General features: G+C 72.8%; 15 protein-coding genes. 8 read left to right on the top strand and 7 right to left on the bottom strand.

Annotated elements, in window-relative coordinates:
- Positions 1-109 precede the first annotated feature (109 nt).
- On the bottom strand, positions 110-304 hold the full coding sequence (locus KS423_RS23755; protein ID WP_224281671.1) for a hypothetical protein: 195 nt from the start codon (positions 302-304) through the stop codon (positions 110-112).
- Between the two features lie 172 nt (positions 305-476).
- On the opposite strand from KS423_RS23755, the gene KS423_RS23760 reads away from it, so the two are divergent.
- Genes KS423_RS23760 through KS423_RS23770 form a run of 3 tightly spaced genes read left to right on the top strand, consistent with a single transcriptional unit; the run spans position 477 to position 2,602 of the window.
- Positions 477-998 carry a peptidylprolyl isomerase gene (locus KS423_RS23760; protein WP_224281672.1) on the top strand — a complete coding sequence of 174 codons (522 nt, stop codon included), beginning with the start codon at positions 477-479 and terminating at the stop codon, positions 996-998.
- Between the two features lie 19 nt (positions 999-1,017).
- Positions 1,018-1,446, top strand: coding sequence for a hypothetical protein (locus KS423_RS23765; protein ID WP_224281673.1), 429 nt, complete (start codon positions 1,018-1,020; stop codon positions 1,444-1,446).
- 10 nt (positions 1,447-1,456) lie between these two features.
- Complete coding sequence (locus tag KS423_RS23770; protein WP_224281674.1) at positions 1,457-2,602, top strand: hypothetical protein; 1,146 nt, start codon at positions 1,457-1,459, stop codon at positions 2,600-2,602.
- A gap of 95 nt (positions 2,603-2,697) precedes the next feature.
- Here the strand turns inward: KS423_RS23770 and KS423_RS23775 are convergent, their stop codons facing one another.
- Together KS423_RS23775 and KS423_RS23780 are read right to left on the bottom strand one after the other, a co-directional pair.
- The gene (locus tag KS423_RS23775) at positions 2,698-3,804 is read right to left on the bottom strand and encodes an RICIN domain-containing protein (protein WP_224281675.1); all 1,107 of its coding nucleotides are present in this window, start codon (positions 3,802-3,804) and stop codon (positions 2,698-2,700) included.
- 46 nt (positions 3,805-3,850) lie between these two features.
- The gene (locus KS423_RS23780) at positions 3,851-4,972 is read right to left on the bottom strand and encodes an alpha/beta hydrolase family protein (RefSeq protein WP_224281676.1); all 1,122 of its coding nucleotides are present in this window, start codon (positions 4,970-4,972) and stop codon (positions 3,851-3,853) included.
- Between the two features lie 186 nt (positions 4,973-5,158).
- Between KS423_RS23780 and KS423_RS23785 the strand changes: the two genes are divergently transcribed.
- Positions 5,159-6,142 (top strand): helix-turn-helix transcriptional regulator, encoded by a 984-nt coding sequence (locus tag KS423_RS23785; protein WP_224281677.1) that lies wholly within the window; start codon positions 5,159-5,161, stop codon positions 6,140-6,142.
- 3 nt (positions 6,143-6,145) lie between these two features.
- Here KS423_RS23785 and KS423_RS23790 read toward each other — a convergent pair whose 3' ends face one another.
- Together KS423_RS23790 and KS423_RS23795 are read right to left on the bottom strand one after the other, a co-directional pair.
- Entirely contained in the window at positions 6,146-6,403 is a 258-nt protein-coding gene (locus tag KS423_RS23790) for a hypothetical protein (RefSeq protein WP_224281678.1), read from the bottom strand.
- Complete coding sequence (locus KS423_RS23795) at positions 6,400-6,792, bottom strand: ATP-binding protein (protein ID WP_224281680.1); 393 nt, start codon at positions 6,790-6,792, stop codon at positions 6,400-6,402. Before KS423_RS23795 ends, KS423_RS23790 begins: the two co-directional genes overlap by 4 nt.
- 246 nt (positions 6,793-7,038) lie before the next feature.
- Here KS423_RS23795 and KS423_RS23800 point away from each other — a divergent pair, with 246 nt between their 5' ends.
- A complete protein-coding gene (locus KS423_RS23800; RefSeq protein WP_224281682.1) occupies positions 7,039-7,893 on the top strand; it encodes a helix-turn-helix transcriptional regulator in 855 nt (284 codons plus the stop codon).
- Positions 7,890-8,099: a DUF397 domain-containing protein gene (locus KS423_RS23805; RefSeq protein ID WP_224281684.1), complete on the top strand. Its 210-nt coding sequence runs from the start codon at positions 7,890-7,892 to the stop codon at positions 8,097-8,099. The genes KS423_RS23800 and KS423_RS23805 overlap by 4 nt, the downstream gene beginning before the upstream one ends.
- A 152-nt stretch (positions 8,100-8,251) precedes the next feature.
- Here KS423_RS23805 and KS423_RS23810 read toward each other — a convergent pair whose 3' ends face one another.
- A complete protein-coding gene (locus KS423_RS23810; protein ID WP_224281686.1) occupies positions 8,252-9,226 on the bottom strand; it encodes an alpha/beta hydrolase in 975 nt (324 codons plus the stop codon).
- Between the two features lie 274 nt (positions 9,227-9,500).
- Between KS423_RS23810 and KS423_RS23815 the strand changes: the two genes are divergently transcribed.
- Together KS423_RS23815 and KS423_RS23820 are read left to right on the top strand one after the other, a co-directional pair.
- Positions 9,501-10,946 carry a CdaR family transcriptional regulator gene (locus KS423_RS23815; protein ID WP_224281688.1) on the top strand — a complete coding sequence of 482 codons (1,446 nt, stop codon included), beginning with the start codon at positions 9,501-9,503 and terminating at the stop codon, positions 10,944-10,946.
- Positions 10,947-11,122: 176 nt separating this feature from the next.
- Positions 11,123-11,983 carry an alpha/beta fold hydrolase gene (locus tag KS423_RS23820; RefSeq protein WP_224281690.1) on the top strand — a complete coding sequence of 287 codons (861 nt, stop codon included), beginning with the start codon at positions 11,123-11,125 and terminating at the stop codon, positions 11,981-11,983.
- 193 nt (positions 11,984-12,176) lie between these two features.
- On the opposite strand, the gene KS423_RS23825 is transcribed toward KS423_RS23820, so the two are convergent.
- Positions 12,177-12,716, bottom strand: a 540-nt coding sequence (locus KS423_RS23825) for a hypothetical protein (RefSeq protein WP_224281691.1), incomplete at its 5' end; no start/stop codon positions are given.

Consider the following 12,716-nt stretch of genomic DNA (forward strand, 5'->3'; position numbering starts at 1 on the left):
CCGTTCCACCGAGAGCTGACACCCCCTCGCGTCCCCGGCCGCCACGCACCCCGGCGGCCGGGGACGCGCCATGTCCCGACGGCCCCGCCGCTCGTCCCCGGACGGCGGCTCAGTCACCGTCCCCGCCGCTGTTCCCCACCTGGCGGGGCCGGTTGCGCTGGTAGCTGCGCACCGCCTTCCCCGCGCCGAGGGTGAGGGCCGCGACCACCCGGGTCCAGCGCGGCCCGCCCCGGTCGGCCCACACCACGCAGCCGCACCCCGCGACGACCAGGACCAGCACCCCCACCAGAACCGCACCGACCATCGCGGCCACCCGCCCTTCGCTCGACGTCCTGCTCCCTGTGACGTGCGGATCGTCCCACCCGGTTCGGCCGGGAAGCCGGAGGCTGTGCCAGGATGCGGTAGCCGAACGGCCCTGGTCACCGCACCGGCCGTACACAACCCCGTCCGCCAGCCGCACCCCGAGGAGTCACCCCGTGGCCACTGCCCGGTTCGCCACCCTGCACACCACGGCGGGCCCGATCCGCCTGGAGCTGTTCCCGTTCCACGCGCCGAAGACGGTCCGCAACTTCGCCGAACTCGCCGAGGGCACCCGGGAGTACACCGACCCGCGCACCGGCGAGCCGGGCAAGGGCCCGTACTACGACGGCACGCTGTTCCACCGGGTGATCGCGGGCTTCATGATCCAGGGCGGCGACCCGACCGGCACCGGCGCCGGCGGCCCGGGCTACTCCTTCGCGGACGAGTTCCACCCGGAGCTGTTCTTCACCAAGCCGTACCTGCTCGCGATGGCCAACGCAGGCCCGGGCACCAACGGCTCGCAGTTCTTCATCACGGTGGGCACCCCCACCCACCTCAACCGCCGCCACACCATCTTCGGCCAGGTCGCCGACGCCGCCTCCAAGGCCGTGGTCGACGCGATCGCCGCCACCCCCACCGCGGACGAGCGCCCGGTCGAGGACGTGGTGATCACCTCCGTCGAGATCGAGCACTCCTGACCCGTTGACCGTCGACCCGGTGACCGCCGTGCAGGGCGCGTTCCCGCCCCGCCCGCTCCGCGGTGTGCGGGCCCGTTACGTCCACCAGACCAGCTGCCCGGGCGACGTCGCGATCGTCACCGTGGACTTCGAGCCCTGGGAGGAGGGCCTGCACATCGAGTCCGCCCCGGACGCCACGGTCGACGGCGGCCCGGAGCCCGGGGAGACGGAGCGCTTCCACACCGCCCTGGCCGAGGGCGTGCGCGCCGAACTGGCCGAGCAACTGCCCGGCGTCCCGGTGGCGTTGGCGCTCGTGGTGCACCACACCGTCGTGCACCCGGTCGACTCGCGCGAGCACTCCTTCCGTACCGCCGGCCGCCTGGCGGTACGCGAGGCGCTGGCCCTCCTGGACGGCGGAACAAGCGCAACAAGGGGCCGCCGCCCGGCGAAGCGCGGACGGCGGGCATAGGCTTCGGCCGGTGACAGAGACACACCCCGTCGCGCTCGCCCCCGCCTGGGCGGCGCTGACCTCGGCCACCGAAGTCGACCGCGCAACAGGCTCCTCCTGGCTTGACGGACTCGGCTTCAACCGTGCGGCGCCCGCCGACCTGCTCCTGCGGCTCCTGGACGCCGGCCGGCACTGGTTCCTGTACCGCGAGGACCTGCCCGACGCCGTCCTGGACGCCGCGGTCGTCCACCCGGCCCGGCAGGTCCGCCTCACCGTCGCCGAGGCCGGTCACCTGTCACCGGCGCAGTGGGACCGGCTCGTCGCCGCTTCGCCCGGGGCGCCCCGGCGCGGGCTGTTCACGGAGCTCGCCGAGCAGTGCCTGAAGGCCCGGGCACGGCCGGGCGGCGGCCGCGGCACCGCAGGCGCCCCGCACCCCGACGCCGCGCCGCCCACCACCCCCGACGAGATCGAGGCGATGGCCGCCGAGGCCCCCGACATCGAGCCCGGGGACGTCACGACGGGCCTGTGGTGGATCGGCGCCCTGCACGAGGACGCCGCGGCCATGCGTCAACTCGCGTCCTCCCCGAAGCTGCTGGTCCGCCGCAGCGTCGCCAGGGCACCCCGCCTGCCCGCGGACGTCGTGGCCCTGCTCGCCCGGGACGAGGACCGCGTGGTGCGGCTCTTCCTGGCCGAGTCCTGCGACGACGCCCCGCCCGGGATGCTGCTGGAGGTGGCGGCGTGGTGGGGCGGCAGCCTCTCCTTCCCCGGCCGCCCGCGCAACCACCCCAACTTCCCCCGTGACGGCCTGCTGCGCCTCGCCGCCGACCCGAACCCGCGCCTGCGGGCGCTCGCGCTCGACGACCCGGCCTCCACCGCCGCCCACGCCGAACAGCTCAGCCGGGACTCCGACCCGAGCGTCCGCCGCGCCGCCGCCAGGGACCTTCGGACCGCCCCCGAGGCCCTGGTCCGGCTGTCCGCCGATCCCGATCGGGGCGTGCGGGAAACCGCTTCGACCAACCCGGCGCTGCCCGCGGACGAGCTGGTGACGCGCCTGCTCGATCCGCACTGCGTCGAAACCGCCGAAATCGCCGCCCGGAACCCCGCCGTCCCGGTCGCGGCCATGCACCACATGGTCACCCTCGCGACCGCGCACGCCGATGCTCAGGGGAGCGGGTGAGCCTCCGATGACCGGCGCCGGCCGTTCGAGGCGGCGGAAAGCGGGGCCGCCGCCCGGTGAAGTCCGGGCGGCGGCCGAGGAACTGACGGTGTTCGTCAGGCGCAGGTGGTGAAGGTCGGGCTGGTGTTGGCGATGTAGAGGGTCGCGCCGCCGCTCGGGTCGGAGGTGAGCGGGACGGTGACGGTGTCGTCGGCGGTCCACGGGATGCCGCGGGCGTCGAAGGTCCAGGTGCCGGTGACCTTGCGGGCGAGTTCGGCCAGGGTGACCCAGCCGTACTCCTGCGGCGGGACGTTGACGGTGACGCTGTTGTTGACGGTGGTCGAGCCCTGCCAGACGTTGCTGTAGTTGACCTGGGTGGAGACCTCCGCCTTGAAGACGTCCCCAGGCGCCGCGCCGCCGATGTTCGCCCCGATCTGGCCGCCGAGGGTGCTGGACCAGCCGCTCATGGTGGTGACCGCGAAGTTCTGCTGGGCGGCGCTGCTGGTGTTGTTGAACCAGACCGAGGAGACGCAGATCTTGGGCAGTGGCGCCGCGGGGGCCTCGCTCTTCACGGCCCAGGAGCAGGAGCCGGGGTCCTTCTGGCACTGCTTGGCGGCGTGGTCGAGGGCCAGATTGCGGGCGGCCGCCGGGAAGCCGGTGGACCACTGCTGGTTGACGGTGCCGTTGCAGGCGTACTGGTCGGTCCAGGCGTCGTCGTACTGGGCGCCGGCCAGCAGGTCCAGGCAGGTGTTGTCGCCCGCGTGGCGGATCATGAAGGCGTCGGCGGCGCCGCCCGGAGCCGGCTGCAGGAACCAGCGCTGGCTGGCCTGCCCGGCGCAGGTCTGCTGGCGCAGGGCCGGGACGAACCAGGCGGCCAGGTCGATGCACTTGCCGGTGTCGTTGTTGACGATGGTGAAGGTGTAGTCCGAGGGGTCGACGTTCAGCCGCCAGGACTGGTGGTAGCCGGGCGCGGAGTTGGTGACGATGTAGGCGCCGTCGCCCGTGTTGCCGTTCTGGACGTCGAGTTGACGCCCGTTGCTGAGCGACTTGATGGACAGGCACTGCTGCGGCGTGCTGCAGGCGGCGAGCGGGGCGGGCGCCGGGGCCGGGGCGGCGTGCGCGGGCGCGGCGGTCAGGCCGAGGGCGGCGCAGCACGTCACGAGGAGGGCCGCGAGCAGGCGCAGCCAGGGCGCGGTGCGGTCAAGGGGTGTGGTGGCGGGCAAGGGTGGTGTCCTTTCGTCGGGGGAGAGGTGCGGGAGAGGGCCGGCGTCAGGGCGCGGCGGCGAACGCCGCCTCCAGACGCGGGACGTAGTCCGCGAGGTCCTGCGCCCAGCAGCCAGGGGTGTGGCCGCCGTGGCAGTCGGTGCCCCAGCCGGCGCCGTTGCCGTAGTCGACGTAGCGGTACGCCAGCCCGAGGGCGTCCAGGCGGTCCTTGACGCGCTTGGCGGTGCCCTCGGCCCAGAACTCCATGTCGGCGGGGTTGTTGTTGCCGTTGCCGGTGTAGACGGCGATGCCGGTGTCGGCGAGCAGGCCCAGGCGCGAGGCCGGGTCGGCGGCGTTCCAGCGCCAGTCGGCGTTGAACACCGGGTACGGGCTGCCGAAGATCGCGTCGCTGGAGACGGTGGGACCGAAGTCCAGGCCGCAGGGGCGGCCGTCGCTCGGGCCGCAGAGCACGGTGCCGACGTTGGTCAGGGTGGCGACGACAGCGCCGCGGATGACCATCTCGGCGGTGGACAGGTCGTTGGCGCCGGACATGGTGAGGACCTGGCCGAACAGGTCGGGGCGGTCCTGGGCGTAGTGCAGGGCGCCGAAGCCGCCCATGGACAGCCCACCGACGGCGCGGTGGGCGCGATCGGTGCGGGTGCGCAGGTTGGCGTCGACGAACGGGAGGACCTGGTTCAGGTGGAAGGTCTCCCAGTTCTGCGCGCCGGCGGCGGTGTTCTGGTCGAGCCAGTCGGTGTACCAGCCGCGCAGGCCGCCGTCCGGGATGACGGTGATCATCGACTGGGCGGCGGTCAGCGCGGGGTAGGCCAGCGCCGGGTCGCTCGGGTTGTCCGAGGCGCCGTGCAGGAAGTACAGCACGGGGTAGCGCCTGTCGGGGTGGGCCGCGTAGTCGGCGGGCAGCAGGATGCGGATGGTGTGCGGCCCGGCGACCTGGGGGGTGGTGACGGTGACGACGAAGTTGGTGGCGCTGCCGGTGGCGGCGCCGACCTGGGTCAGCCCGAAGCCGTCGCTCAGCGGCGGGGGCCCGTCGGCCTCCGCGTGTACGGCGGGACCGGTGACGGCGGAACCGGCCGCCGTGGCGGGCGCGGCTGGTGCGGCGAGCGGGAGCAGGCAGGCGGCCAGGGCGGCGAGAGCCGCGCGGGCGCGCCGGAGCCGGGCGTGGATCATGGTCGTCCTCGGCCTTCCGTGATCTGACTGATCACCGACAACTCTTGCCAGTGGCCCCGCCCGGACGCCAGAGCACCCGGCGGCGCACCTGGGCCACTGGCGCATGTGCGCCGCCGGCGCGGGTAGCCTCCCCCGGCCCCGCCCGGGACATGACACGGCGGCGGGACACGATGACTGGGGGGCGTCGTGCACGACGTGCTGGAACCGGACTCCGAACGCGGCCGCGTCTACCACAGCCTGGTCGGCCGGCCGCGGGCCCGCGTACCCGAACTCGCACGCGAGAGCGGCCTTGACGAGGAGGCCGTCCTGGCCGTGCTGCGCGACCTCGCCGACGAGGGCGTCGCGGTGGCCTTCGACACCACCGACAGCGCCGACGACCGAGACCACGCCTGGGAGGCCCTGCCGCCCGCCCGGGTGGTCGAAGCGGTACTGCAACACGACGCGCTGCGCCAGGCCACCGCCCGCCGGGCCGGCGCCGAACTGGAACGGCTCTACCGCTTCGCCCGCCGCGACACCGGCAGCTACGGCGCGCTGGAGGTGGTGGAGGACCCCGCCGGGGTACTGGCCGCCAGCCGCCGCCTCCAACTGGCCGCCCGCCACCGGGTGCGGGTCATCGACGTGCCGCCGTACTCCGGCAGCCCCGCCCACTACCTCGACCAGGAGGTGCTCCAGCGCCGCCGGATGGCCGCGGGCGTCGTCTACCGCGTGATCTACCAGGGGTGCGCGTTCCAGGACCCGGTGGTCGGGCCCAACATGGCCCGGATGGTCGAGGCGGGGGAGCAGGCCCGCACCCTGGACGAGCCGCCGCTCAAGCTCGCCATCGGTGACGACGACCTGGCCATCGTCACCCTGCCCGCCGACGACCGCCCCGGCGTGGTGTCGCTGCTGATCCGCCCCTCCGGCCTGCTGCACGCGCTGGCGGCGGTCTTCGAGACGCTGTGGCGCCTGGCCGTGCCCGCCTCCATGGCCGAGGTCGACCTGTGCATCGACGAACGCGACCGGCGGATTCTCACCCTGATGGCCGGCGGCGCCACCGACGACGCCATCGCCCGCCGGCTGGGTCTGGGTCGGCGCACCGTGGTGCGCCGGGTCTCCACCCTGCTGGCCCACCTGGGCGCCACCACCCGGTTCCAGGCCGGGGTCCAGGCGGCCCGGCGGGGGTGGCTGTAGGCGTCAGTTCGCCCAGCTGATGCGGATTTCGCGGTCGCCGAGGGGGAGGGCGAGGACGGGGGCGTCGGCGAGCTCGCGGATGATGTCGCGCCTGGCGCAGGGGCCGGTGAGGCGGCGCTCCAGGACGTAGTGCTGGAAGCGGGACATCGGCAGGTGGCAGACCGAAGCCCAGATCCGTTCGAGGGCGTCGTCGCTGAGGGTGTGGACGGCGGGCGGGCGGTGGCCCGGGATCTCCACGCGGACGTCGTGATCGGCCCTCACGCGGCCACCTCGCACCAGACGATCTTGCCGGTGTGCTTGCGCGGGGAGCAGCCCGTCCGGATGGAGAGGGACTTGACGAGGTGGAGGCCGCGCCCGGCCTCGCCGTCGAGGGTGAGGGCGCGCAGGACGGGCTCGCGGTCCCGCCGGGCGTCGTGCACCTCGATGCGCAGGCGGGCGGGGTCGAGGTCGAGCGCGAGGTAGATGAGGTGCCCCGCCGGCGTGCCGTGCAGAAGGGCGTTGGTCACGAGCTCGGAGACGATCAGCAGCCCCGAGTCGAGGTAGAGCCCCGGGTTCGGGGTGGAGGCGAGGAGCGAGGCGAGGAGGGCGCGCCCCTCGGAGGGGGCGCGGCGGCTGCGCGGCAGCCAGGTGGTGGAGGAGTGGGAGGACATGGCGAATCCACCTTCCAGGCATGAAGTTTGAAGCCATGCGGTGCCGGGCGGAGGCATAGGGATGCCCGGCAGCAGACCACCCGTGGTCACTCAAGCGACCCGAAGGACTACTCCCTGTAGATTGCCCTAGCCGGGCAATTGCATGCAACTGCTTCGCTCGTGCAATTGCATGATCATGAGGCGCGGCTGGGCCTCGGAAGGGGTGGCAAACTATGCAAGGAAGCGAACAGCCAGGGAGTGTGACGCATGGGCAGTCCGACCGTGCTGCGGCGTAGGCTCGGCGGCGAGCTTGGCAAGTTGCGCGCATCGCGCGATCTGAACGCCAAGGACGTTGCCGCCGCGCTGGGTTGGTCCGCTTCGAAGCTGAGCCGCATCGAGAGCGGCCTGGTGCCACTGCAGGAGCGTGACGCCGCGAAGCTCCTGGCGCACTACGGCGTCACTTCACCCGATGAGGTGAAGCACTTCCTCGGACTGACACGCCAGAGCCGCCAACAGGGCTGGTGGCATGCGTACGGCGAGGCGGTTCCGGAGCGATTCCGCGCCTACGTGGGCTTCGAATCCGATGCCACGAAGATCCGCACTTTCCAGTGCGAGCTGGTTCCAGGCTTGCTGCAAACCGAGGCGTACGCGCGGAACGTCATCCGGTCGATGAAGCCGGCAGAGTCGATCGAAGAGGTCGAGCGCAGGCTTGCCCTCCGTATGGAACGGCAACGGATCCTCGATCGGCATGACCCACCTCAGATATGGGCGATCTTCGGTGAAGCAGTAATGCGTCGCCTGATCGGCGACCACACTGTGATGGCAGGCCAGCTGCGGCACATTGCCGACTTGGCAGAACAGCACCCAAACCTCACTGTGCAGGTACTCCCTTTCTCTGCTGGTGCTCATGCCGCCATGGGTTCATCGTTCTCGATCTTCTCCTTCAGTGACATCGTTGGCAGCGTCGCCTACTCCGAGACGATCACCAGCAAGACGTACGTCGAGGAGCAATCCGAGATTGCCCGACATGACGACGTATTCCACCGACTCATGGCCTCATCGGTCCAACCCGAGAAGGCCATCTCCTGGTTGAGGAACGTCGCAGAGGAGTACGGCACATGAGAGATCGACCCGACGAGACCGTCTGGCGCAAGAGCACCTACAGCAATGGCGACGGTGATTGTGTCGAAGTGGCCGATGGCTTCACCGGCGTCGTTCCCGTTCGGGACAGCAAGGATCCCCATGGCCCGGCCCTCGCCTTCACCTCCAAGGCGTGGCAGGCCTTCGTCGCCGGTATCCGGGCGGGTGACTTCCCGACCAACTGCTGAAGCGCTTCTTGCCGGGCGGCCCCGCGGACCACGCAGGGCCGCCTGGCAAGAGCAGGCCCGCCTCCTGGTTGAGGGACGTGCGGCATCCACCCTGGACATCTGCCGCAGCCGAGGGCGCTCACCGCCGTCCCCGTGGACGGGCCCAGGTGACCTCAAGAATGCAGGGCGGTGTGCAGGGCATCCGTCATCTGAATGCGTGCCGCCTCGGACGCCTCCGTGCCGCGGAGCCGGTCGAAGAGGACGAACCCGTGGATCGTGCCGTGGTAACGGGCCGACACGACCGGGACGTCCGCCTGCCTCAGCCGTGCCGCGTACGCCTCACCCTCGTCGCGCAGGACGTCGGCCTCGGCGGTGATGACGAGCGTGGGCGGCAGGCCCACAAGACATCGCACGGGCGCGCGCAGCGGTGAGACGGCGCCCTGCGCGCGGTCCCGCGGGTCCGGCGCGTACTGCTGCCAGTACTCGGCCATGGCGGCGCGGGTCAGGAAGTACCCCTCCGCGAACTGGCGGTAGGACGGAGTGTCCATCGCCGCGTCGGTCACCGGGCAGACCAGCACCTGGTGACGGAAGCGCGGGCCGCGGCGCGTCCGCGCCACGAGGGTGAGCGCGGCCGCGTGCTGGGCGCCCGCGCTGGCGCCGACCACCGCGATCCTGCTCCCGTCCAGTCGGCATCCCGCGCCGTGCCCGGCGATCCACCGGGCCACGGCGTACGCCCGCTCGACGGCACCCGGGTGGCGGGCGTGCTCCGGTGCGTCGTACTCGGGGACCACCACGGCCGCGTCCGCTCCGAGCACCAGGTCCACCAGCAGCTGCCGGTGCGCGTGGGCATCGGTCAGCATCCAGCCGAGCCCGTGCAGGTAGAGCACGACCGGCAGCGGCTCACAGGCACCCGCGGGACGGAGGATCCGCACCCGGATGCGATCCTCGTCCCTTCCCGGTACCGCCAGCCACTCCTCCTCGACATCGGGCTCCTCGCGGCCGCCGCCGTCCCACAGCGCCGCCATGCGTTCCCTCGACGCGAGGCCGTCGGCCTGCGGGGGAGCCGGCCACGGGCAGGACTCGACGAAGGCACGCGTCTGCCGCCCGAGGACGGGCGTCACCCGGGGAACGTGGACGTCTTCGTGCACGGGCACTCCTCCGCAGGGGCGGTTCACAGGCCACTCGCAACGGGCCGCGGGATCAGCCTGGGGCAGTCCCGCACCGGATGCACGACGGCCCGGCCATCCCCGCGGACACAGGCAAGAGCCGTGCACCGTGGGGCATCGCCGCGGTGTCACGGTGTCCCGGGGACAAGCGGGACCGGAGCGATCCGGGCCCCGGGACCGGTGCGCGGGGAGCCGCCGCCGGATCCCGGCCCGCCGGCCCCGCGCCGCACCGGGACGACCACGAATGAGGACTGCCATGACCGAACAACGGCGGCGAGCCCCCGTCGGCAGTGCCGCGCTGCGAGAACTGATCGAGGAACTCGCGGAGTCGCTCCGCCGGTCCGTGGCCCTGGCCGGCCCCTCGGTCAGGGGCATCTGTTCGAGCCGGCACTTCGACGACGCGGACCCGGCACGCGTCCACAGCCTTCTGCAGGGACGGGCAAGCAGCGAAGCCGTCCGTCACGTCCTCGATCAGGGCGCCACCCGGTGGTCCAGGCCGGGTTTCATCGAGGGCCGGGACGATCTCGGACTGCATTCCCGCTACTGCGTGCCGCTGCGTCAGCGCGGCCACTTCCTCGGTCTGCTGATGGTCATCGCACCGGACGGCTCCCTGGGCCCGGAGGAAGCCGAAGCCATCGCCCGGGCAACGCCCGCCATCGCCGGCCAGCTGTACGCCGATCACGTCCTGGCCGATGCCGAGAAGACCAGGGAGCAGGAGCTTCTTCTGTCGTTGCTGGGAGCGAGCCCCACTGCGCGCGCCGAGTCCCGCAATCAGCTCCTGGACGACGCGCTGCTCCCGGACGCCCCCCACGCGGTGGTCAGCCTCGTGCAGGTGGCATGCTCCCCGGTGTCTCCCGGGCAGGCGGCGACCGCACTGCGCGGGGCGCTGGAGGGGTTCCGGCGTACCCGATCGGCACACGGCGCCTTCGCGGTCACATCGAACCGAGCCGTCCTGCTCCAGCTCGCCGACCGGCCGTTGACACCGGAAGCACTCCGGGAGCAGTCCCGGCACATCATGGAGGTCCTCGGCACCCGCCTGGACGCCTCCGCCGCTCCTCCCGTCATCGGCATCGGCGGCCACCAGACGGGTCTCGCCGACGCCCGAACCTCCTACGAGCAGGCGCTCGTCGCAGTGCGCGCGGCACGCCGGATACCCGGACTGAAGGGCATCGGCTCCTGGGAGGAGCTCGGTGAGCTCGCCGTGCTCCTGCAACTGCCGGACCGCGCCCTGAACGAGTCACTGCTCCCGAAGCCACTGCGCGCCCTGCTGGAATCCAGCGGCGGACACCGCCTGGAGGCGACCCTGCGCTGCTTCCTCGATCAAGCCGGATCGACATCCAGGACCGCCGAAGCACTCCGGATCCACCGCACGTCGCTGCACTACCGGCTGCGGCAGATCCAGGAGATCACCGGGGTCGACCTGGACAACGGGGCGGACCGCATCACCCTGCACATGGGCCTGCGCATCCGCGAACTCCTCGTATCCCTCGGCGCATCCGGCGACGACGGCCGGCGCCAGGCACAGGCCGCCGCACCGGGCGACGACCTCGCCGGCCGGACGCCCGGCGCCGATCCGCAGGGCCGGCGCGGCGCGAGCGTCCCCCCGGGACAGCAGGTCCCGCCGCAGCGGACGCGCGCCCGACGCGATCAGGCCGGGCGGTCCGTCACGGCTGGTGACCACAGTCGGGTCGAAGCCGCTTAGCGGAGCCAACAGAACCGCGTAGCGCCCATGTCCGTTCGTCCATCGGCTCGTTGCGCAGACCGCGGGGAAGAGACCGCCGTGGTCGGTGTCGGACGACCTGTGGGGCCGGATGCCTCCGGAACGCCCCCGGCCGGTAATCCGTGGCGGGCGGGGGTGGCCGGTGTCAGGATGACCGGATGCCGACATTTCCCGCTCCGGACGGAACCCGCCTCGCCTACCGCACCGTGGGGGAGGGTGATCCGCTGGTCTGTCTCCCCGGAGGCCCGATGCTGGCCTCCGCCTACCTCGGTGACCTGGGTGGCCTGCCGGCCGCCGCGGGGCGCTCGCTCGTGCTGCTCGACCTGCGTGGCACAGGGGAGTCCGAGACTCCGGCTGACCCGTCGAGCTACCGCGTCGACCGGCAGGTGGACGACATCGAAACGCTCCGGGCTCACCTCGGGCTGGAACGGATCGACGTCCTGGCCCACTCCGCCGCCGGCGACCTCGCGTTGCTCTACGCCGGCCGGTATCCGCAGCGGATCCGGTCGCTGGTGCTGGTGACCGCCCGGGCCCGGGCGGCCGGCATCGAGTTCCCGCTGGAGGGACGGCGCGAGGCGCTCGCGCTGCGCAGCGGAGAGCCCTGGTACGACGAGGCAGTGCCCGCCTTCGAGCGGGCGATGGCCGGGGAGGCGACCAAGGACGATTGGCGGTTCCTGGACCGCCTCATCTACGGCCGCTGGGACGCGGAGGCGGAGGCCCACGCCGCCTCCGGCGAGGACGGTCACAACGAGGAGGCCGCTCACGCCTACCCCGGTCCCGGCGCGTTCGACGACGCGGCTGCGGTGCGTGAGGTGCTGACCGAGCTCGACGTGCCGGTGCTGGTGCTCGCGGGCGAGCTGGACCCGTCCCCTCGCCCGGACAAGGCTGCGGAGGTCGCGGCGCTCTTCCCACGTGGGGAGTTCGTCGTCCAGCCGGGTGCCGTGCACTTCCCGTGGCTGGACGATCCGAAGTTCTTCGTCCGGACCGTCGGCGAATTCCTGAGCCGCAGCGATGCGTAGCGGTCGGCTCCGGAGTCAACCCCCGAAGGATTCTCGGCGCTGATCGCTCGGCTCCGCATGGAGTCGGCTCCGGGAACCGGTCGGCGGGTGGCCTCGCGGATTCGGTGCGCGAGGCCCTCCAGCGGCCCCGGGTACGGCGCGTACCCGGGGCCGACGACGAACCGCGGACCTGACCCGGCCCCGGTCGCACCGGTCAACCTCGCAGGGCCGCCTCCCGGGCCCGACCGGCCAGGCGGGAGGCGAAGTACGGCGCGGCGGCCAGGCCGAGCAGAGCCGGCACGATCCAGAACGGGACCCCCAGCAGGCTCGGCCGGCCGGTGACCATCCGCCCGCCGTCCTCCAGCCAGACGCGGGTTTCGTGGCCGTCCGGGTAGGGATCGCCGACCGGGCGCTCCTCGTTGAACTCCTGTCCGTCCACGCTCCAACGGTAGGCGCAGCCGTACGTCCTGGCGCCCAGGCCGCCGCCCTCCACCGGCAGCCGGCCGGTCACCCGGCAGTGCGTCACCACCGCCGGCACGCTGCGCGGCTCGTGCATCCGCACCTGGACGGTGTGGACGGCCTGGGCCGTCGCGAACGCCGCACCCCAGACGGCCGTGAGCAGCAGCACCGCCCACACGCAGAGCCCCGTGTACGGGCCGCCGCCCGCTCGCCGGCGCAGCGGGAGCGAGGCGGTCACGGCCACCGCCGGCGCGGCGGCGCACAGCCACGGCAGCCACCCGCCCACCGGCTCGTC

The organism is Streptomyces sp. LS1784 (genome assembly GCF_020103755.1).
GTDB lineage: Bacteria > Actinomycetota > Actinomycetes > Streptomycetales > Streptomycetaceae > Kitasatospora.